A 20,834-nucleotide genomic window follows, 5' to 3' on the forward strand; every position below is an offset into this window, starting at 1 on the left:
TTCTTTATTTAAGTTCTATTACGGTATTTCCAAGACCTCCATCTTTTGAATCAGCGTCTCTGGCTGTTTTCACTCGGGGATGTTTGTCAACTAACTGCTTTACCCCTTTGCGAAGAGCACCCGTTCCTTTACCGTGAATGATAGACACTTGGTGATAACCAGCAAGCAAAGCATCATCTATATACTTTTCAACTCGGTGCATCGCTTCATCAAACCGTTCTCCGCGTAAATCAAGTTCTGGCTTCACATGGGTTCCAGTGCTCCTCAGTGTGGCCATTGGTCTTGTCTCAACCGGTTTTGCTTTTTCGGTAATCAGTATATCTTTTAGATCAACCTTCATCTTCATGATCCCCATCTGAACTTGATACTCATCGCTCCCAAGATCAGCAAGGACCGTTCCCTTTTGCCCAAAGCTTAAGACCTTGACTTCATCACCAGGAATCGGTTTTCGGTTTGCTTGTTGAGCCATCCTCTTCACACGTTTTTGCTTGCTCGTCAGCTTTGGTGCCGCTTCATCAAGGTGTTTTTTCGCCTCAATGATTTGATGTTCTTTGACTGAAAGTCCTTGTTTTTGTAAGTCTCTTAACTCGGCAATAATGACTTCTGCTTCTTCCGTTGCATCTTTAACTGCTTTTTCAGCTTTTTCTTCAGCTAGTCTTAGAATATGTTCTTTCTCTGATTCAAGCTCAGCTAGCTTTTCCTCAAGCTCAGCGTGGAGCTTCGCTGAATCCTTTCGAAGCTGAGTCGCTTCGTCTGATTCTTTTTGTACACGCTTTTGGCTTTCTTCAAGAGAAGCAATAACAGTTTCCATCTGTGTTGAATCCAGATCAATCTGTTCTTTTGCTTTTTCAATGATCTCTTCACTTAAACCGAGTCTTCTAGAAATGGCAAATGCATTGCTTCGACCAGGCACTCCAATAAGTAAGCGATATGTCGGTCGAAGTGTTTCTACATCGAATTCTACACTCGCATTGATCGCTCCCTCACGGTTGTACGCATATCCTTTTAACTCACTATAGTGGGTTGTAGCCATCACACAGGCTCCGCGGCGATAGATCGTATCAAGAATCGAGATAGCAAGCGCTGCTCCTTCTGTCGGATCAGTTCCAGCCCCTAATTCATCGATTAACACAAGACTGTCTGCATTCATTTGATCTAGAATTCGTACAATGTTTGTCATATGTGAAGAAAACGTACTTAAGCTTTGTTCAATCGACTGTTCATCGCCAATGTCAGCAAAGATCGACGTGTACACTGCAAGCTCAGAATCATACTCTGCGGGCACCTGCAAACCAGACTGAGCCATCAAAGTTAAAAGTCCAACGGTTTTTAATGTAACGGTTTTTCCTCCAGTGTTTGGCCCAGTAATAATGAGTGAACGATAGTCTCCACCTAGCTGTAGTGAGATGGGAACAACCGACGTAGGATCAAGTAGAGGGTGTCTCGCATCCTTTATGTTGGTAAAACCCCTGCGGTTCAGCTTAGGCTTAGTAGCTTTTAGCTTTTTCGCATGGTTCGCTTTTGCAAAAATAAAATCGAATTGTGCAAGAATCGTTAAGTTAAGTAAAATTGCTTCCCCATCTTCAGCGACCCTGTCTGAAAGCATTCGTAATATGCGTTCGATTTCCTGCGCTTCCTTTACGCGAGCCTCACGCAATTGGTTGTTTAATATCACCACAGCTTGAGGTTCAATAAATAACGTTGCACCTGATGCCGATTGATCGTGAACAATCCCTCCGAAGGAACCGCGGTACTCCTGCTTTACAGGAATCACATATCGATCGTTACGAATTGTAATGATTGAGTCGGAAAGCATCTTTTGTGTAGATTGTGATTTTGTTAATGATTCTAACTTTGAACGTACGTTGGATTCAAAGCTTCGAACTTGATGGCGCAATGTACGAAGCTCTGAACTTGCAGAATCCATCACTTGACCATAATCATCAATACATTGGTTGATGCTACGCTCTAAGTCACGTAAAGATTCAAGCTGGGTTGCATAGTCAGATAGTAATGGAATATGCGTTTTCTCTTCTTCTACTACGTCTTCAATGAAGGCTTTCATTTGCCTTCCACCATAAAGAGTTGAGCTGATCCCTACAAGCTCTGTCGCACTTAAGACCCCGCCAATTTGAGCGCGTTTTACTTCAGCCTTCACGTCTTTTATTCCACCTAGTGGAATATGACCTTTAAGTCTAAGAACTTCAACTCCCTCGGCTGTTTCTTCCTGCCATTGTTGAATTTCATCCAGGTCCGTTGAAGGAGCTAATGTTTCAACTTTCTCTCTACCTAGAGAACAAGAAACATGCTCGAGGAGCTGTTTTTTCAATTTTGTATATTCTAATACACGCATCACATGTTCCATAAATGAACTCCTTTATTTATCGTTTCAATCGTTTTGATTTCTCTGTGTGTAAATACGTTTGTAGTCGCTCTAACGACCATGTATTCATAATTGCATCTGTTGGGATGCCCGCTTTTCTAGCTACGCCAACTCCATATTTCATAAATGATAAACGATCAATATGATGTGCATCCGTATTAATAGAAATCGGTACACCATGCTCATACGCAAGCTTGACCCAATGTGCAGATAAATCAAGTCGTTCAGGACTCGCATTGAGTTCCAAGGCGGTTCCACTTTCAGCAGCCCACTTAATTAACGTCGGTACATCCACAGCATAGCCTTCTCTTCTCTCAATGATTCGACCCGTTGGATGAGCAATCAAATCAACATGAGGATTAAATAGAGCATTCTTTAATCTCTCCATAATCACCTCTTCTTTTTGTGAAAAAGAAGAATGAATGGACGCAATTACAAAATCAATCTCTTTTAATACATCGTCATCATAATCCAATGATCCATCAGGTAAGATATCCATCTCAATTCCTGTGAGAATATGTAGATCAGATTCTTCTCGCAAGGCGCGGATTTCTTCATGCTGGTTCTTTAGCCTTTCAACCGTTAAACCATTCGCCACTTGTAAAAACTTCGAGTGATCAGTAATAGCAAGATGAGTATACCCACGTTCTTTTGAGCCTTGAACCATTTCTTTTATTGAATGAGCGCCATCACTCCAGACGGTGTGCATATGGAGATCCGATTGGACTTGAGACTCTGAAACATAGTCCTGTCTATCAGATTCACTCACAAGCTCATCCCGTCCTAACCTGGCCTCAGGTGGTACAAAGGCTAATCCGAAATGCGCATAAAACGCCTCTTCAGTTTTAAATGTTTTTGTTTCACCTGATTCCTTATCTAACACACCATACTCACTTATTTGTTCTCCTCGTTCCTTTGCTAGCTGCCTAAGCTTCACATTGTGCTCTTTTGAGCCAGTAAAATGTAAGAGCGCGGAAGCAAATTCAACATCTTCTACTAACCTGAAATCAACGCCAATCACAAACTCCTCGATTGCCATTTCGATTGAGACCTTTGTTTCTCCTGCCCCAATTACCTGTTGAATACCTTCCATAGCAAGTAATTGTTCAATCACTCTTTCACGATTGTCTGTGGAGAGGATAAAGTCAATATCCTTCACAGTCTCTTCCATTCTTCTTAAGCTGCCAGCGAGCTCATAACGAATAATTCCATCCATTTGATGAAGTTTATCCAACAAGAATGTTGCGGCTTTGAGTGCAATGGCAATCCCTACTCGTTCAGGACGTGTTTGAAACGCTTCAATTGCTAGTAGGATCTTTTCTTCTGTCTTTGCCCCAAATCCGGCCATCCCACGTAATTTTTCTTCGAGACAAGCTTGTCTTAAAGACTCCATATCTGTAATTCCTAATTCTTGATATAGCTTACCAACCTTTTTCCCACCTACTCCAGGTAGTTTTAATAGGGGTAATAACCCACTTGGAATGGATGCTTGTAATTCTTCATGCAGGCTAGAATGGCCTGTCTCTTTTAATTCCTCAATAACAGAGGCTGTCCCTTTTCCAATTCCATCAATTTTCTCTGGCTTTTCAATTTCTTCTAAAGTTGAAGCAACGGATTCGAGTGCCTTTGCTGCTTTTCGGTAAGCGGAAATTTTAAAAGAATTCTCCCCTTTAATCTCAAGATGTATCGCAATTGATTCGAGTATTTGAATCACTTTCTTTTTATCCATATGTCTTATCCGCTCCTTTTCACTAGCTTTCTAATCTAAAGGTAAAAAAGGCAGACTCACTTGAGCCAGCCTTTTTAGCCTTCTAAAAATCTTGACTGATCCACAGGTCCTTGATCCAATCAGATAAGAATGGTGTGTGATTCAACATAAACTGTGCAACAATTGAATCTTGCATAAACCCTTGAACCACATCTATTTGCAGAACGGCCGCTACATACAACAGCACAAAAACAATCAGATACGTTTCAACGATACAAAGGATGCCTCCAAGTAGCTTATTAATTGTACGCAATATTGGTAAGTGGGCAACAAAATCAAGCATTGTTCCGACGATGTGTAAAATGATACGTGTCGCAAAGAACAAAATGGCAAATGCAATGGCACGATAATACACATCTTCTGTGTTAAATGCTTGGATCAGCATTCCTCCAATTCCATCCCCGTCAAATTCAGGGAAAGGAATAAACAACCGGAATTGGATGTTATCCGCCAGATTACCTGAATACCTATAGGCAACATATAACGATATAATAAAACCTGTTAAGTGAATAAGTTGAAGAATAAATCCTCTTCTTCTTCCTACAAAAAAGCTAAATACGAGCATCAATAAAATAATGATACTTAACATGATTCTGACTCTCCTGTCTTGCTAAATTTCTTTTTTATCTTCGTCTTTTATGGACAGTTGTTTTTCTAGTTTTTTATATTCGCTAACGGCATTAACTGCGGTGAGCACGGCGAGGCGAGTTGTATCTAGATATGGATTTCTACGTTTCATTTCTCTCATTTGTTTGTCAACAAACCGAACAACCTCTTTAACATGAGCTGGCTCTTCTTGACCAACAATCGTATATTGCTGACCATAAATCGAGACAGTTGTCCGATGTTTTTTGTCATTTTGATCCGCCACCCAAAAAGCCCCCTCGTTCACCTGATTGTGCCAAGTCGTCACATCTAGTCGACTTCAGCTCAATTTTGAGTCAAGAAAAACCCCTAGCTTATATGATAACACGAAGAACCAGTCTTTCAAACAAAACTCTTCTCCAAATGAAAAGAGCACCATTTCCGCTCCGGGAGAACACTCGCACCCCCGGGTACGGCCAGAGTCTCGCATTCTCCCTCCGCCCTTTCTAACAACAAAAGGCAAATGATCCCATTTTAGAATCATTTGCCTTCCTTCTTACACTATTTTTAGTTATTGACGCAGTGTTGCCCCTGCATCGGATTCAAGTTTTTGTAGAATGATTTGATGAACTTCTTCTACTTCTGCATCTGTTAAGGTTTTTTCCGAATCAAGGTATGTGAGTGAGAACGCAAGAGATTTCTTTCCTGTCTCTAAATGTTCCCCTTCGTAATGATCAAATAATTGAACGGATGTAAGCAAGGATCCACCTGCACCTTGAATAATGTGCTGAATCTCTGCCGCTGTTTGCTCTTGATTCACAACAAGTGCGATATCACGTACAATCGACGGGAATCGTGGCAGTGGCTTATATTGAATAAGTGAAACGTCAGTATGAAGCAATGTTTGTAAATCGATTTCAAATACATACGTTTCTCGAAGATCTGAGTCACGTTGGACAGTTGGATGAAGCTGTCCTAGATAACCAACTACTTTTCCATCCATAATCACTTCAGCAGTACGTCCAGGATGCAAGTGCGGACGAGTGGACGGCTTATAGCTAATGACGTTTTCTAATCCTAATTCAGCTACCAACCCTTCAATGATCCCCTTTACTACAAAGAAATCAACAACCTTTTTCTCCCCTTGCCATGTGTTTTCCTGCCAAATACCTGTTAAGGCACCAGCTACGTATTCGTGCTCGGATGGTTGTGTTGTTAAGGTTTCTTCGTTTGAACGGAAGATCGATCCAATCTCGTACACGTGCATGTTTGCATTTTTACGATTTACGTTATAAGACAATACATCATATAGATGAGGCATTAAACTTGTTCTCATTGTGCTACGCTCTTCACTCATTGGCATTGATAATTGAATTAATGCCTGATCCTCACGCTTATAGGCATTTGCCTTAGCAGGACTCGTTAAAGAGTAAGTTAGAACCTGACTTAATCCAACACCTTCAAAGTAGCTAGCTACTCGACGTCTTTTTGCTTGATAAGGTGTGAGCGAGCCTTGTGACGTTGTCCCCTCTGGAAGAGTAGCAGGAATGTTATCATAACCATAGATTCTAGCTACTTCCTCGTACAAGTCCTCTTGAATTTGTAAGTCAGGACGTCGCATAGGCGCTGTCACAACAAACCCTTCGTTTGTTTGTTCCACTTTAAAGGAAAGCTGCTTGAAAATCGCTGCTGTTTCCTCACTTGTTAAATCCATCCCAAGTCGTTGGTTCATTTTTATCAGATTCAGCTCAATTTTGGGTTCTGTCATTGTTCGTGCATCAACAACCGCTGCATCTGAAAGAATGGATCCTGATGCAAGCTCACGAATAAGTTTTGCTGCTCGTTTGGCTGCATGAGGTGTGCGTTCAGGATTTACGCCCTTTTCAAAACGCGCACTTGAATCACTGCGAACACCCGCTACGCGCGATGACTGACGAATCAGTGAAGAATGGAAAACGGCCGCTTCAAGTAACACGGTCGTTGTGGACTCATCTACTTCAGTGCTTTTACCACCCATCACACCAGCTAATGCTACAGGTTTTTCTCCGTCTGTAATGACTAGGTTCTCACCAGTTAACGAACGCGTTTGTCCATCTAAGGTCACAAGCTCTTCGCCATCATTTGCACGACGAACAAGGATTTGATTTGAGCTTACTTTATCGTAGTCGAATGCGTGCAATGGTTGACCATATTCCAAGAGAACATAATTCGTACTATCAACCACATTATTAATTGGACGAATTCCAGCTGCCATCAAACGGTTTTGAAGCCATTGCGGCGAAACTCCGACCTTAACATCTTTAATCACAACCGCTTCGTAATAGCTTGTTTCCTCTTTATTTTCTACTTCAACCGAAATGAGGTCACTTGCGCTTGCGCTATCTACCTCTACGTTCTCTTCTGGAAGAGTCACATCTTTTCCGTAAAGGGCTGCTACTTCGTACGCCACGCCAAGCATATGCAAGCAATCAGATCGGTTCGGAGTTAGGTCTAATTCAAGCACTTCGTCCGTCAGATTTAAGGCGTCAAGGGCATCAGTTCCTGGAGCAATGGCTTCAGAAAATACGTAAATCCCCTCTGCAACATCCTTCGAAATAACGTTTGAATCGATTCCAAGCTCTTGAAGAGAACAAATCATTCCTTGTGATAATTCTCCGCGTAGCTTTGCTTTTTTGATTTTCAAATCACCAGGTAGTCGTGCGCCAACCTTTGCTACAACAACCGTTTGACCCTCAGCAATATTTGCAGCTCCACAAATGATTTGAACCGTTTCCACTTCGCCAATATCAACCTGACAGATCGATAATTTATCTGCATCTGGATGCTGAGTACAAGACTGGACATATCCTACCACAATGGAGGAAGCACCTTGGTTTAAGCTGTGAACAAAATCAATTTCAACTCCACCACGCGTCATCTTTTCAGCAATATCTGCTGCTGTTACATCATCTACATTTACATATTGTTTTAACCAGTTATATGAAACAAGCATATTTTTTCTCCCCTTCCTTAAACCCTTTTGAACTGTGCAAGAAATCGTTTGTCATTTGTATAGAAATGACGGATATCATCAATGCCGTACTTAAGCATAGCAAGTCTCTCTACACCCATTCCAAAAGCAAAGCCGCTGTATTCGTTTGGATCGAATCCGCTCATTTCCAACACTTTTGGATGAACCATTCCCGCTCCAAGCACTTCAATCCATCCTGATTGTTTACAGACTCGGCATCCTTTTCCTCCACATAAAGCACACGTTACATCTACCTCAACAGAAGGCTCTGTAAATGGGAAGAAGCTTGGACGAAGTCGAATTTCACGGTTCTCTCCAAAGAATCGTTTAACAAACGAATCCAGAACTCCTCTGAGGTCACTCATACGCACATTATGGTCAATGTACAATCCTTCAATTTGCATAAATTGATGCGAATGTGTTGCATCATCATTATCACGTCTGAACACACGACCTGGACAAATGACTTTAACTGGACCTACACCATCATGTGCTTCCATCGTTCTTGCCTGCACAGGAGATGTTTGCGTACGAAGCAGCAACTCATCTGTGAAATAAAAGGAATCCTGCATATCACGAGCTGGGTGATCCTTTGGTAAGTTTAAAGCTTCAAAATTGTAGTAGTCTGTTTCTACCTCTGGGCCCTCTGCTACAGAGAAACCAAGACCAATAAAGATGTCCTCTACTTCTTCCACAACGGCTTGAAGCGGGTGTTTTGTGCCTTTTTCAATTGGTCGACCCGGCATCGTTACATCAAGTTTTTGTTCTTCCAACTGCTTTGCAACTCGAATGTCTTCAAGTGCTTGTTCCTTTTCATCCAGCTTTGTTTTAATCTCGTCTCGTACTTCATTGGCCATTTGACCCACTTTTGGTCGCTCTTCAGCAGATAGCTTTCCCATACCACGCAAAACTTCTGTGATCGGTCCTTTTTTTCCTAAGTATGAAACACGTACCTCTTGTAGTGCTCGACCATCCTCTGCTGCTTCGATCTTTCCAAGTGCCTCTTGAAGAAGCGCTTCTAATGTTTCCTTCATGTTCATTCCTCCTGCTTTATAAAATAAAAAAAGAGCCTCTCTCCCAAAAAGGGACGAAAGACTCGCGGTACCACCCTAGTTTAAAAAACAGATGTCGCCATCTATTTAAAACGCTCTAACGGATAACGGCTTAAAGCCGGAAACATCTTCGCACCAATTGCGCGCTAATGTCTGCTCCAGAGTGAATTCAACCTCTCCATTTCCTTAAGATGCTCGCAGCGTACACATCTTTCTCTGAAAGGCGGTAAGGGGTTTACTATGTTCCTTCTTCGCATTTATCATGTATGAATCTGTTATTCATTATAATAAATTCGCCTCTTAATCGCAACACCAACTCATAAAATGCATTACGTTCTTAAGTGATAAAGCAAGATTCCCGCAGCAATCGCCACATTTAAGGACTCTGCTTTACCATAGATAGGAATGTACAGGTTCTGATCTGTCCTGTCTAACAGATCCGGTTGAACACCTTCTCCTTCATTCCCTAAAATCAGTGCAAAGCTTTCCGTTGGTTGAACCTCCGTATAGACCAACGCATTGTGAAGAGATGTTCCATAAACGGGGACTTCCGCTTGTTTAAACGCATCAATCCAATCTGTAAGTTCACCTTTAATGACAGGGAGATGGAACATAGATCCTTGAGATGACCTTAGCACCTTACTGTTATATAAATCCACTGATCCTTTTTCAACGATGACTCCATCCATTCCGACAGCGTCGGCTGTTCGAATTAAGGTACCGATGTTCCCAGGGTCCTGGACGCGGTCAATTAATAAATACCGGCCATAATCCGCAGACAATTCTTGCTGAACTGGTATCGTACATACGGCCATAATCCCTTGTGGGGAATCCGTTTCACTTAATTCCTTTAAGACACTGTCATTCGTCAGGATTATGTTTCTGTCATCCACATCCCAACTAGATGGAATGAGCTCTTCATCTGAAACAATAACCGCAACAAATTCAATTCCAGCACGCACCGCTTCCTCCACTAAATGAAAGCCCTCAATCAGAAATTGGTTTACTTTTTCTCTGCCTCTTTTTTTATGTAATTTTTTCCATTGTTTAACTTGTTCGTTTTTACTTGAATCAATTTGTTTCATCTCATTCACCTTTCTACTTCCTCATCCATCTTCATCTTTCCTCAGCATATTCTACTTTAAACAAGCCATACTACATTGTATACAGATTTTCATTAAAAAAGGAGAGATTTATATGGGTTTTAACCTACGCGGTGCAATTATGGCCAACATTCATGGACATAGTGATCAAGAAGTGGAAGCAACCATTGTAGATGCTATTCAAAACGGTGAAGAGAAAATGCTACCAGGACTAGGTGTTATGTTTGAAGTGTATTGGAAAGAAGCAAACGAAGAACAAAAGAATGAAATTTGCGATATGATTAGTAAAGGGTTGCAATAAACATAAAAGAAATGGCTGGGAGATAACATTAATGTTGTGTGCAAAACACGAACCTAGCACAATATCCGCTCCAGGAGAATCCCTCGCACCCACAAGGACGGCCTCAGCCCCTTACGCGGGAAAGGCGCCGCTACAGTGTCTTCACCGCGTCCTATTCCGCAGGAGTCTCGGGTTCTCCTTCCGCTCGTCTTACTAAAAAACAAGAATGGCGAATGATTCGATCGTAGAATCATTCGCCATTTTCTCATTAATTTTGGTCTTGTCCAGACTTCTTCTTTTTGTTAGGAATACGTAATGGTATTCACTGTTTCTGTATCAAGCTTTTTAATCACTTCAACGATTAACTTTACCGCATTCTCATAATCATTACGATGCAAAATGGCTGCATGTGTATGGATATAACGTGTGGCAACCGTAATAGAGAGGGAAGGAACACCATTTGCTGTTAGGTGAATGGCACCTGAGTCCGTTCCGCCTCCAGCCATGGATTCAAATTGATAAGGAATGTTGTGCTCATCAGCTGTTTTTACAACAAAGTCACGTAACCCCTTATGAGCAATCATTGATGCATCATATAAAACAATTTGAGGGCCATTTCCCATTTTGGCAAGGGCTTCGTTTTCTGTAATTCCCGGAGTGTCTCCGGCAATTCCTACGTCTACACCAAAACCGATATCAGGCTGAATGAGTGCAGCCGATGTTTTGGCTCCTCGTAGTCCTACTTCTTCTTGAACAGTTCCTACACCATAAACCGTATTCGGATGGTCCACATCTTTTAACAGCCTTAAGACATCTATAGCAATGGCACAGCCAATGCGGTTATCCCAAGCTTTTGCCATAAGAAGCTTCTCATTTTTCATCACGGTAAACTCGCACACGGGTACAATTGCGTCTCCAGGACGTACGCCAAATTCTTCCGCTTGTTCTCTGCTCTCCGCTCCGATGTCAATAAACATGTCCTTGATCTCAACAGGTTTCTTTCTCGCCTCTGGTGTTAAAATATGCGGTGGCTTTGAACCGATAATACCTGGCACTTCCCCATTCTCAGTTACAACAGTCACTCGTTGAGCTAGCATGACTTGTCCCCACCAGCCTCCTACTGTTTGAAACCGAAGAAATCCTTTTTTATCGATGGAAGTTACCATAAATCCGATTTCATCTAAATGGCCAGCCACCATAACTTTTGGTCCATCTTGTGAGCCAGATTTCTTTGCAACCAGGCTTCCAAGTCTGTCCGTATACACTTCATCTGCATAAGGAGCGATATATGTATTCATGACTTTTCGTGCCTCTGCTTCAAATCCAGATATTCCTTTTGCATCCGTTAAATCCTTTAACATCTTAAGCTGTTGATCTTCTTGCATGTCATTGCCTCCTTAGACTGTTTTAAGCCTATATCAATAGGTTTCTCTTCTTTATAAACTTTATTTTATTTTTTTCTAAAAAAGATGCAACTCTTTTCTCTTTCATTCGTATAGCATAGCATAAGACAAACGTACATTCATAATTTTGATGAAGCCAAGGAGGCTCAGTCCATATGATGGTTATTATCTTTAGACTCATGTTTTTACTTGCCATATTAATAGTCGTATACAGTATCGTAAAATACTTTTTCCATCCTTTACGAAAACTCGAGAAAGCTCACAGACATCAGCAATTTTTCTTTTTAGATGATCAAACCGATGTTCGCAAAAACTTTTCCCTTACGTACAAAGGCGTGATGTTTGAAGGAGAGAAATATATGGGCACTACAAAATCCTCCTTCGATATCATTACCATCTATATCTGGACAAAGGAATTTAATGCACTACAAGGCTTAAAGCGAGAAGACTTTCAATATATCGAGGAAGACATTCGGACTCGCTATCCGGAAGCAACCATTGAGTGGAAATCACCTATAAAAGAATTTCTACGCGATCAGCTGAAGGAGTAGAGAAAGAGATTAGGAGAAAACATCAATTCGCTTATAAAATTACGAATGGAGAATGATTCACCAATCGAATCATTCGCCATTTTCCTTATTCGTTTTGTGTTTGTCCCAAGCTCTTCTTTTTATGAAGCTGAATCTCGGTATCCGGTATTTGCTTTTACCTTCACCTCAGCATACTTGTTCACATCTTCTTTTTGTTTGGATAAGAGGGTTCCGATAACACCTCCAAGAAATCCTGCTGGCACTGAGATAATAGCTGGGTTTGTTAATGGAAAGATTGGTGTTCCGGTAATAATAGCTGATCCATCAGCAGCAAACACATTTGGGCTGATCGACACTAAAATGATGGCTGTGAGAAGCCCTGAAACCATCGCCCAAATGGCACCGCTTGTGTTGAATCGTTTCCAGTAGATTGTGTAAACAATTACTGGAAGATTTGCACTGGCAGCCACACAAAAGGCTAACGCAACGAGAAAGGCTACATTCATATTCTGAGCAAACAACGCAAGAATAATTGAAAAGACAGCAACCCCTACAGAAGCAGAACGTGCGGCAATTACTTGTTCCTTCTCTGTTGCTTTTCCTTTTTTAATAATTTGATTGAATATATCGTGAGCGAAAGCTGAAGCACCCGATAGAACTAGACCTGCAACAACTGCCAGTATCGTTGCAAAGGCTACTGCCGCAACAAAGGACATAAACAATTCCCCACCTAATGCTTCCGCGAGAAGTGGCGCTGCCATGTTTCCTGCGCTATTTGCTGCAACGATGGCATCTCTTCCTACAAATGCAGCGGCACCAAACCCTAAGAAGATGGTAAGTACATAAAAGATTCCAACAATCCACGTGGCTGTTACTACAGAACTACGAGCTGTTTTTGCGTCTCGCACTGTAAAGAAACGCATTAGAATATGGGGTAATCCTGCTGTTCCGAGCACAAGTGCCAGCATAAGAGAAATAGAATCAAGCGGCGCACGACCTTGTAACCCTGGATTTAGAAAATCGGCACCATGGTCTGTAACCGTTTTCATTTCGTTGAACATTCCTAAAATATTGAAGTTGAATTTAAAGAGGACCATAACGGAAATGACAAGAGTTGCCACCATCAGAAGGACAGCTTTAATAATTTGTACCCAGCTTGTTGCTGTCATTCCTCCAAACAGTACGTAAATCGTCATCATGATTCCAACAAGGGCAACAGCCCAAGAATAATTAATTCCAAATAATAATTGAATGAGTGCTCCGGCCCCAACAAGCTGCGCAATCATATAAAAGATCACTATGGTGATCGTACTAAAAGCAGCCACACCACGTACTTTTCTGGCATCAAACCTAGCATGAATCATATCAGCAAGCGTATATTTACCAAGATTCCGCAGAGGCTCTGCCACAATAAAAAGAACAACAAGATAAGCTACTAAGTACCCAATACTGTAGAAAAAGCCATCAAAGCCAAACAGAGCAATCGCACCAGCTATCCCTAGAAAGGAGGCAGCTGATAGATAGTCTCCAGCAATGGCTAACCCGTTCTGCCAGCCTGTAAGTCCCCCACCTGCTGTGTAAAATTCACTAGCTGTTTTTGTTCGTTTCGCGGCATAATACGTGATAACAAGGGTGCTTCCTACAATGAGTAAAAAGAGAGCGATCACCATCCAACTCATTTAGAACGTCCCCCTTCGTACTCAGATAAAATTTCATCTGCTTTCTGATCAAACTGTGCTGCCTTTCTAACATAAAGTATACAAAGAGTCCAAGTCATTACAAACTGAGCAATGGCGAGGATCCAGACCCATGTAATACTACCGATGGCGGGATTATTCAAAATCGTAGTGTACGAAGCTAAGACGGGAAGTGAAAAGTAAAAGAGTAAAAAGAAGACGGTAAGCGGGACAATAAAGCGTTTCTTCTCTTGCATCAATTCTTTGAACTTAGTGCTTTTTTCGACCTGACTGTACTGAAGCGGAGGATTTGCATCTGTCTTTGATTTAACCTGACTCAATTCAATCACCCTTCTCTCATTAGCAGTATTTTTGCAGTCAAACAGTCTAACATACTATTAATGTAAATTAGGTGGAAGGGTCTGTCAATTAAAAAAATAAAGCGCTTTCAATATTTGTTAAAAGGCTAAACGTATCACTAACGAATATAAGTAAACACGAACATAGCATGATATCCGCTACAGGAGAATCCCTGGCACCCGCCGATACGGCCTCAGCCCCTTACGCGGAAAAAGCACCGCTACAGTGTCTTCACCACGTATTTTACCGCAGGAGTCTCGGGTTCTCCTTTCGCTAATATCCATAAAAACACAAAATATGCTCCTATCATTTTGTGTTCGTTTAACGTGTCACGACTTGGTCACTCCAATTTCTACTAAGTATGATTAAGATAATCAAGAAACTAGCAAGAATCAGTAAGCCTACTGTGTTCAAGTTATAAAGTAAGTTACCAAATGATGTATACACAATGGCCATTGGAATGTTCATAATAAATGACTGCTTCATATATTCTGTTACATTTGCTGATTTCTCCATAGCGTAAAACGATAAAACATGAAAATGAACAAATGGAACCAAGCGAAATAATGAAAGCTGCCATACATTAAGAGCAGGATCTTTCTTTAACACCTTTTCTTTTAACCTGGCTAGTCGCCTGTGGAGCCATGGGATGTATGATAATAATAGATAAAAACTAAGTGAAGACCCCATTAAGCCAACAAACGAATAGATAGAGCCGAATACTCCACCAAAAAGAAATCCCCCTACAATACAAATGAGTAACACAGGAATAAATAACACCTGTCTAATCAGATGAAAAAGGATAAAGAAAAAAGGACCCAGCCAACCTGCCTGTTCAATAAATTGAGTGATTGGTTCTACGTATTCTTCCAAGCTGCAACAAACTCCCCTCTTGCATACCTTATGCTTGTATCGCTTTTTGAATGAATAAAAGTAGACTAAGATGAACAAGCATTAAAATAGGGAGTCCAAATGAAAAGGTCAAATGCTTCGTTTTATGTCTACGTAACCGCATGCCAAGAAATGAACCGAAACTTCCCCCTAGTATCGCAATCCCAAGCAACGTCTTTTCCGGTGTTCTTCGCAACTGTTTAATCGCCCTTTTTTTGTCTTGAGTCATACTATAATATCCTATAATAGACATGATCAAATAATAGATAAGAAGTATAGCTACTGCTATATACATGATGCTTCCTCCATCTCAATAAAAGAAAAAAAAGCGCAGTCAACAGACGGCGCTTTTCTCTTATCATTAACCTTTAAGGCTAGTTTTTGCTTTTTCAGCTAGAGCTGTGAAAGCAGCTTCATCATTCACTGCTAGGTCAGCAAGCATTTTACGGTTCACGTTGATTTCAGCAAGCTTTAATCCGTGCATTAAACGGCTGTAAGACAAACCGTTGATGCGTGCAGCTGCGTTAATACGTGTGATCCAAAGCTTACGGAAATCACGTTTCTTTTGACGACGGTCACGGTAAGCATAAAGTAATGCTTTCATTACCTGTCCTTGTGCTGATTTGAATAACGTATGCTTAGAACCATAATAACCTTTAGCTAACTTTAAAACTTTCTTACGACGACGACGAGCGACATATCCGCCTTTTACTCTTGGCATCGCTAATCCCTCCTTTATAATCCAACCAGATCAATTATTTTTTGTACGTTAACATTTGACGAATGCGTTTGAAGTCTCCAGAGTGAACCATAGCTGACTTACGTAGCTTACGTTTTTGCTTTTGAGACTTGTTACGGAACATATGACTAGTAAAACCGTGTGAACGTTTTAGCTTGCCACTCCCAGTACGTTTGAAACGCTTAGCAGCGCCTCGGTGTGTTTTCATTTTTGGCATGAATCTAATCCTCCTTTAATGTGGTTCAAGACAGGCTTTTATTTCTCCGCATTCGGAGCAAGCACAAGGAACATGCTACGGCCTTCCATTTTTGGTTTCGCTTCAACAGTGGCAATGTCTTCACACTCTTTAGCCAAACGTTCAAGAACGACACGACCAATTTGAGAGTGAGTAATTGCACGTCCACGGAACCTAATAGCTGCCTTAACCTTGTCGCCCTTCTCTAGAAACTTACGTGCATTACGTAGTTTCGTATTGAAGTCATGATCCTCAATCGTTGGGCTCAGACGGACTTCTTTAGTGTTAATGATTTTTTGGTTTTTGCGTGCTTCTTTGTCTTTCTTCTGCTGCTCATAGCGGTATTTTCCATAATCCATTATGCGGCAAACAGGCGGTTTTGCATTTGGTGCGACGCACACAAGGTCAAGATTGACGTTTTGGGCCATTTCTAGCGCTTCAAACTTCGATTTCACACCAATTTGATCGCCATTTGCACCAATAAGCCTTACTTCACGGGCACGAATCCCTTCATTGACCAACATGTCTTTACTAATAATGAGCCACCTCCACTGGATTTTGATCTTGCAGACTGTATATCGTCTAAACAGGTCATCATCATTGACGTGTGTACAAGAAAGTAACAGCAGTACGCTTTAACAAGATTCCACACAAAAAAGTGCGGGCGCACTGCGCCCACACTGAATACTCGTTAATACTGAAAACGAATGATACCTACCGACACCGGTCGATCAGGTGAGAAGCGGGCGCTTCTGCTTTCCTATAGTTTGTTTAACACACTCTTAGAATAATATCATAGGCGATACAGGCTGTCAACCTCATGATTAATTTAATGTAAAAGTCTCTTTAATCCGTATGCTTTGGTTTACAGATTGAACGATTGGACAATTCTTTGTAGCGAGATCCAATGCCTTTTGAATCGTGCTCTCCGAGGCATCGGTTCCTTTTATCACAAAGTGGAGGGAGACATCCGTCACTTCGTTCACTCCATCAACATTTCTTATCACGTCAGCCGACAATGCGATGTCGTGATAAGAAATTCGTTTCTTTTTAAGAATCTTCCTGAACACGCCGCCGCTACAAACCGCAATCGATGAAACCAACAATTGGTATGGTCTAAACCCGTAGTTTTCATCTCCAGACACATGAAGCGTATCAAATGAAGTCGTATGGGTAAATCCGTGCTCGGTCATTTGGAAATCCAAATGAATCCCCTCCCTTCGTCTATTTATTACAGTCGGTGTGTTGAAATTTCTTCAACCACTTGAGCAAGGAAGGCATCTTTATCTACTACCTGTTGATCCTGCTCACTGTATTTACGAACATTTACTGTTCCATCTGCTACCTCTTTGTCTCCAAGGACGAGCATATAAGGTATTTTCTTCATTTGAGCTTCACGGATTTTATAACCGATTTTCTCATTACGCTCATCAAGCTGAACGCGAACACCCATTCCTTCGAACAATGATTTCACTTCCTGAGCATACTCTAAGTGAGCTTCTGGAGAAACTGGGATCACTTGAACTTGTACAGGTGCTAACCACGTTGGGAACGCTCCACCAAAGTGTTCAATTAAGATCGCAATAAAGCGGTCAATTGAGCCAAATACTGCACGGTGAATAACAATTGGACGATCTTTCTCTCCTTGTTCATTTACATATGTCAGATCAAACTTCTCTGGCATTTGAAAATCAAGCTGGATCGTTGCACATTGGTGACTACGTTTCAGTGCATCCTTGATGTGGAAGTCAATTTTAGGACCGTAGAATGCTCCGTCCCCTTCATTTAAGATATAATCAACATTTAAATCTTTTAAGACATTCTCAAGTGACTGCTCTGCTTGTTCCCATAGCTCATCTGCTCCCATAGAATCTTCTGGGCGAGTAGAAAGCTCTACAGAGTATTCAAATCCAAATGTGCTATAAATTTGATCAACAAGACCAAATACTTGCTTCAATTCATCTTCAATTTGATTTGGTGCTACAAAGATATGTGCATCATCTTGCGTGAACGTCCGAACACGTAGCATTCCGTTTAACGATCCACTTAGCTCATGGCGGTGAACTTGACCAAATTCAGCCATACGGATTGGAAGATCACGATACGAGTGCTGTGCGTTTTTATAAATTAACATATGTCCAGGACAGTTCATTGGCTTAAGTGCAAACCGCTTATCATCTACATCTGAGAAGTACATGTTCTCATGGTAGTGATCCCAGTGACCTGATTGCTCCCATAAGCGTTGGTTCATCATTAGTGGAGTACGAACTTCCTGATACCCAGCTTTTGTATATAAGTTGCGTGAGAAATTCTCAAGCTCTGTACGGATTGTTTGTCCGTTTGGAAGGAAAAACGGCATTCCTGGGGCTTCTTCTGAGAACATGAATAATTCTAACTCACGACCGAGCTTACGGTGATCGCGTTCTTTTGCTTGACGCAATAACTCTAGATGCTCATCTAAGTCCGCTTGCTTAAAGAATGCAGTACCATAAATACGCTGAAGCATCTTGTTGTCGCTATTCCCTCTCCAGTATGCACCAGCTAGGTTTTGAAGCTTAAAGGCTTTGATTTTGTTTGTAGACGGAACATGAATTCCACGGCATAAATCAAAGAATTCACCTTGCTCATAGATGGTTACTTGCTCACCCGCAGGAATCGCTTCAAGTAGCTCCTGCTTATACTCATCTTCTCCAAATTTCACTTTGGCTTCCTCACGGCTTACTTCAAGACGATGGATTTCAAGGTTTTCTGAAACAATCTTTTTCATTTCTTTTTCAATCTTCGGTAAGTCTTCTTGAGTAATGGACTCCTCTGAATCGATGTCATAATAAAATCCATCTTCAATTACCGGACCAACACCAAGCTTTACATTTTTAAATAAACGACGAACCGCTTGGGCCATTAGGTGAGCCGTACTATGTCTTAGGATCTCCAATGCTTCATCTGATTCAGGTGTGATAATGGCAACCTCACCACTCTCTGGAATCGGGCGCTTTAAATCAATTAATTGACCATTAATCTTACCAGCAATTGCTTTTTTCTTAAGTCCAGGACTAATTGATGCAGCTACATCCTCTGTTGTTGATCCTTGTGGAAACTCCTTCTTTGCTCCATCAGGGAAAATCAATTCTAACTGTTCCATGTACATTCTCTCCTTTTTTGTAAATATGAGCACAAAAAAACACTCGTCCCTTCCAATGAAGGGGCGAGTGTGGTTCGCGGTTCCACCCTAATGTCCGTACTACGGCTTATCATACAGATAACGGCTGCGTGCCGGCATCGGTTACTATCGTTCCCCGATGCAGTTCAAAGGTGGTAAGCTCATACATCTAGTTTAGAGGCTCTCAGCATGCGCCTCATTCTCTGAAAACTATCTTATATGCCTCGCGTCCTCATCTACACTGTTTAGATCATCATAATCTTAATATGTAGTATATTATAGGGAGGCATACGGAAAAAATCAAGTAGGTTCACATTTTTTATCCACTTGATCTTTAAGCGGATAGAGATGAAGTCGTTCTTCAAAGATCGATTGAATCGAAGCAATGAGACCATTCTCTGGCTCATTCGTAAATAAATGCACTTCATTTGGAACCATACTTACTAGTGGACTAATAAGCATATCCTGCACATCTAACCCCTCTTCGAAAATCAACTCTTCTTCAAGATAAAACAGGATCTCATCTCGTGTGAGCTCGCGGAAGCTGGAATCATACAACGTGAATACTTGATCGTGAACAATATAGACCCGACTCACCTTACAAGGAGTGTTCCTAAGATGCTGACGATAGTTTTCAAGCATATGTTGATAATCCTGTTCTAACATATATTCATCAATCGCCATCTCTACACAATCAATAAGTAGTTCTCCATATTCTCTAAGACGAAACGTTAGAAAGGGTTCATAATAAAAAGACGTTTCCTGTTCGAGGTTTGTAGCAAATGCTTGATAAATAAACTCTTTTCGATTAAAAAACAATTGAATGTCCGGTAAATCTTCTATATCGCCATCAAGGATGCGTTTTGCAATAGAGAGGATTTGATACTGTTCTTCATGATCAGTGAAATAAAACATCGTTTCAATAATTGATAGCAGCCATTCTTCTTCTTTACTGTTAATCACAAAGTCTGTTAACAAAGAAGCTAAAAGTGGATGAAACGAATCATAAAAGCTCACATGACGATCTTCGTAGTGTACAAACAGTGTTCCTGCATCATGAACTTGTATGTCCGCACCAAGGCCATAGGGCTGATATTTTTGAACATAGTGCGTTAATTCTTGATAGAGTTTGTGACAGTCTAGCTTTTCTTCAAAATGAATGGCGATCAACCGATATTCCCCCTAACCTTATCAAACTCTTTACAACGTGTCCTTATGCCAATCTTGGGCTCTATTTCATCCTATGTATAAATAAGTGGAACATGACCGAATCTGTTTGCTTTTTTGTCCGACACATTCCACCAAATAAAAAAGGGGTTGAAACATAACATTCATTCAGATAGTAAAATATGAACATAGCCATAAATCCGCTACAGGAATCCCTCGCACCCCGCGGAACGGCCTCAGCCCACTCGCCGGAAAAACGTCGCTACAATGTCTTCACCACGTTCTGTTCCGTAGAAGTCTCAGGTTCTCCCTCCGCTTGTTCAAATAAAATTACGAAAGGCGAATGGTTCTGCAATCGAATCATTCGCCATTTTCGTATTGGTTTTTAGTTATGTTCCAAATCGAGTAGGAGGATAATCATTAATTGATTATCCGACCTCTCACACCACCGTACGTACGGTTCCGTATACGGCGGTTCAATATCTTGCGTAC

General features: G+C 41.2%; 20 protein-coding genes and 2 other annotated features. Of the genes, 2 read left to right on the forward strand and 18 right to left on the reverse strand.

Going from position 1 to position 20,834, the window contains the following annotated elements:
* Positions 1-4: 4 nt before the first annotated feature.
* From ACQKKO_RS16160 to ACQKKO_RS16190, 7 genes are all read right to left on the reverse strand, one after another.
* Positions 5-2,365, reverse strand: coding sequence for an endonuclease MutS2 (locus tag ACQKKO_RS16160; RefSeq protein ID WP_498648978.1), 2,361 nt, complete (start codon positions 2,363-2,365; stop codon positions 5-7).
* 16 nt (positions 2,366-2,381) lie between these two features.
* A complete protein-coding gene (gene polX, locus ACQKKO_RS16165; protein ID WP_498648980.1) occupies positions 2,382-4,112 on the reverse strand; it encodes a DNA polymerase/3'-5' exonuclease PolX in 1,731 nt (576 codons plus the stop codon).
* Between the two features lie 82 nt (positions 4,113-4,194).
* Positions 4,195-4,740: a CvpA family protein gene (locus ACQKKO_RS16170; protein WP_498648982.1), complete on the reverse strand. Its 546-nt coding sequence runs from the start codon at positions 4,738-4,740 to the stop codon at positions 4,195-4,197.
* Positions 4,741-4,761: 21 nt separating this feature from the next.
* Positions 4,762-5,022, reverse strand: coding sequence for a cell division protein ZapA (gene zapA / locus ACQKKO_RS16175; RefSeq protein ID WP_498648984.1), 261 nt, complete (start codon positions 5,020-5,022; stop codon positions 4,762-4,764).
* 285 nt (positions 5,023-5,307) lie between these two features.
* Positions 5,308-7,728, reverse strand: a complete 2,421-nt coding sequence (gene pheT / locus ACQKKO_RS16180; RefSeq protein WP_498648986.1) for a phenylalanine--tRNA ligase subunit beta — start codon at positions 7,726-7,728, stop codon at positions 5,308-5,310.
* A gap of 17 nt (positions 7,729-7,745) precedes the next feature.
* Positions 7,746-8,780, reverse strand: a complete 1,035-nt coding sequence (gene pheS, locus ACQKKO_RS16185; protein WP_498648988.1) for a phenylalanine--tRNA ligase subunit alpha — start codon at positions 8,778-8,780, stop codon at positions 7,746-7,748.
* 46 nt (positions 8,781-8,826) lie between these two features.
* Positions 8,827-9,059, reverse strand: a binding site (T-box leader).
* A gap of 68 nt (positions 9,060-9,127) precedes the next feature.
* Positions 9,128-9,883 carry a TrmH family RNA methyltransferase gene (locus tag ACQKKO_RS16190; RefSeq protein WP_498649026.1) on the reverse strand — a complete coding sequence of 252 codons (756 nt, stop codon included), beginning with the start codon at positions 9,881-9,883 and terminating at the stop codon, positions 9,128-9,130.
* A 112-nt stretch (positions 9,884-9,995) separates the two neighbouring features.
* On the opposite strand from ACQKKO_RS16190, the gene sspI reads away from it, so the two are divergent.
* Entirely contained in the window at positions 9,996-10,202 is a 207-nt protein-coding gene (gene sspI, locus ACQKKO_RS16195; RefSeq protein ID WP_479822301.1) for a small acid-soluble spore protein SspI, read from the forward strand.
* 281 nt (positions 10,203-10,483) lie between these two features.
* Here the strand turns inward: sspI and ACQKKO_RS16200 are convergent, their stop codons facing one another.
* Positions 10,484-11,566 carry a M42 family metallopeptidase gene (locus tag ACQKKO_RS16200; protein ID WP_498648992.1) on the reverse strand — a complete coding sequence of 361 codons (1,083 nt, stop codon included), beginning with the start codon at positions 11,564-11,566 and terminating at the stop codon, positions 10,484-10,486.
* A gap of 173 nt (positions 11,567-11,739) precedes the next feature.
* Between ACQKKO_RS16200 and ACQKKO_RS16205 the strand changes: the two genes are divergently transcribed.
* Positions 11,740-12,135: a sigma-w pathway protein ysdB gene (locus ACQKKO_RS16205; RefSeq protein ID WP_498648994.1), complete on the forward strand. Its 396-nt coding sequence runs from the start codon at positions 11,740-11,742 to the stop codon at positions 12,133-12,135.
* A 119-nt stretch (positions 12,136-12,254) separates the two neighbouring features.
* Here ACQKKO_RS16205 and ACQKKO_RS16210 read toward each other — a convergent pair whose 3' ends face one another.
* The 10 genes from ACQKKO_RS16210 to ytxC form a co-directional block, all read right to left on the reverse strand.
* On the reverse strand, positions 12,255-13,793 hold the full coding sequence (locus tag ACQKKO_RS16210; protein ID WP_498648996.1) for a solute symporter family protein: 1,539 nt from the start codon (positions 13,791-13,793) through the stop codon (positions 12,255-12,257).
* Positions 13,790-14,131, reverse strand: coding sequence for a DUF485 domain-containing protein (locus ACQKKO_RS16215; RefSeq protein ID WP_498648998.1), 342 nt, complete (start codon positions 14,129-14,131; stop codon positions 13,790-13,792). The genes ACQKKO_RS16210 and ACQKKO_RS16215 overlap by 4 nt, the downstream gene beginning before the upstream one ends.
* Positions 14,132-14,471: 340 nt before the next feature.
* Positions 14,472-15,023, reverse strand: coding sequence for a VTT domain-containing protein (locus ACQKKO_RS16220; protein ID WP_498649001.1), 552 nt, complete (start codon positions 15,021-15,023; stop codon positions 14,472-14,474).
* 28 nt (positions 15,024-15,051) lie between these two features.
* On the reverse strand, positions 15,052-15,336 hold the full coding sequence (locus ACQKKO_RS16225; protein WP_498649003.1) for a DUF1294 domain-containing protein: 285 nt from the start codon (positions 15,334-15,336) through the stop codon (positions 15,052-15,054).
* A 66-nt stretch (positions 15,337-15,402) separates the two neighbouring features.
* The gene (gene rplT / locus ACQKKO_RS16230) at positions 15,403-15,762 is read right to left on the reverse strand and encodes a 50S ribosomal protein L20 (RefSeq protein WP_203089702.1); all 360 of its coding nucleotides are present in this window, start codon (positions 15,760-15,762) and stop codon (positions 15,403-15,405) included.
* 34 nt (positions 15,763-15,796) lie between these two features.
* Positions 15,797-15,997: a 50S ribosomal protein L35 gene (gene rpmI, locus ACQKKO_RS16235; RefSeq protein WP_203089699.1), complete on the reverse strand. Its 201-nt coding sequence runs from the start codon at positions 15,995-15,997 to the stop codon at positions 15,797-15,799.
* Between the two features lie 38 nt (positions 15,998-16,035).
* A complete protein-coding gene (infC, locus tag ACQKKO_RS16240; RefSeq protein WP_210340910.1) occupies positions 16,036-16,539 on the reverse strand; it encodes a translation initiation factor IF-3 in 504 nt (167 codons plus the stop codon).
* Between the two features lie 122 nt (positions 16,540-16,661).
* Positions 16,662-16,779: a sequence feature (ribosomal protein L20 leader region), on the reverse strand.
* A 60-nt stretch (positions 16,780-16,839) separates the two neighbouring features.
* Positions 16,840-17,220 (reverse strand): OsmC family protein, encoded by a 381-nt coding sequence (locus ACQKKO_RS16245; protein WP_498649006.1) that lies wholly within the window; start codon positions 17,218-17,220, stop codon positions 16,840-16,842.
* Between the two features lie 26 nt (positions 17,221-17,246).
* Positions 17,247-19,163 carry a threonine--tRNA ligase gene (gene thrS, locus ACQKKO_RS16250; protein WP_498649008.1) on the reverse strand — a complete coding sequence of 639 codons (1,917 nt, stop codon included), beginning with the start codon at positions 19,161-19,163 and terminating at the stop codon, positions 17,247-17,249.
* A 312-nt stretch (positions 19,164-19,475) separates the two neighbouring features.
* Positions 19,476-20,345 carry a putative sporulation protein YtxC gene (ytxC, locus tag ACQKKO_RS16255; RefSeq protein ID WP_498649010.1) on the reverse strand — a complete coding sequence of 290 codons (870 nt, stop codon included), beginning with the start codon at positions 20,343-20,345 and terminating at the stop codon, positions 19,476-19,478.
* Positions 20,346-20,834 lie beyond the last annotated feature (489 nt).

The organism is Alkalihalobacillus sp. NPDC127517, assembly GCF_050276055.1.
GTDB lineage: Bacteria > Bacillota > Bacilli > Bacillales > Bacillaceae_D > Alkalicoccobacillus.

Bases quoted from the DNA above. Each gene is read 5' to 3' on its own strand.
- ACQKKO_RS16170 (WP_498648982.1), bottom strand. From the start codon at position 4,740: ATGTTAAGTATCATTATTTTATTGATGCTCGTATTTAGCTTTTTTGTA.
- ACQKKO_RS16200 (WP_498648992.1), bottom strand. From the start codon at position 11,566: ATGCAAGAAGATCAACAGCTTAAGATGTTAAAGGATTTAACGGATGCA.
- pheT (WP_498648986.1), bottom strand. From the start codon at position 7,728: ATGCTTGTTTCATATAACTGGTTAAAACAATATGTAAATGTAGATGAT.
- thrS (WP_498649008.1), bottom strand. From the start codon at position 19,163: ATGTACATGGAACAGTTAGAATTGATTTTCCCTGATGGAGCAAAGAAG.
- polX (WP_498648980.1), bottom strand. From the start codon at position 4,112: ATGGATAAAAAGAAAGTGATTCAAATACTCGAATCAATTGCGATACAT.
- infC (WP_210340910.1), bottom strand. From the start codon at position 16,539: ATGTTGGTCAATGAAGGGATTCGTGCCCGTGAAGTAAGGCTTATTGGT.
- ACQKKO_RS16160 (WP_498648978.1), bottom strand. From the start codon at position 2,365: ATGGAACATGTGATGCGTGTATTAGAATATACAAAATTGAAAAAACAG.
- pheS (WP_498648988.1), bottom strand. From the start codon at position 8,780: ATGAAGGAAACATTAGAAGCGCTTCTTCAAGAGGCACTTGGAAAGATC.
- sspI (WP_479822301.1), top strand. From the start codon at position 9,996: ATGGGTTTTAACCTACGCGGTGCAATTATGGCCAACATTCATGGACAT.
- ACQKKO_RS16205 (WP_498648994.1), top strand. From the start codon at position 11,740: ATGATGGTTATTATCTTTAGACTCATGTTTTTACTTGCCATATTAATA.
- rplT (WP_203089702.1), bottom strand. From the start codon at position 15,762: ATGCCAAGAGTAAAAGGCGGATATGTCGCTCGTCGTCGTCGTAAGAAA.
- ACQKKO_RS16210 (WP_498648996.1), bottom strand. From the start codon at position 13,793: ATGAGTTGGATGGTGATCGCTCTCTTTTTACTCATTGTAGGAAGCACC.
- ACQKKO_RS16190 (WP_498649026.1), bottom strand. From the start codon at position 9,883: ATGAAACAAATTGATTCAAGTAAAAACGAACAAGTTAAACAATGGAAA.
- rpmI (WP_203089699.1), bottom strand. From the start codon at position 15,997: ATGCCAAAAATGAAAACACACCGAGGCGCTGCTAAGCGTTTCAAACGT.
- ACQKKO_RS16225 (WP_498649003.1), bottom strand. From the start codon at position 15,336: ATGTATATAGCAGTAGCTATACTTCTTATCTATTATTTGATCATGTCT.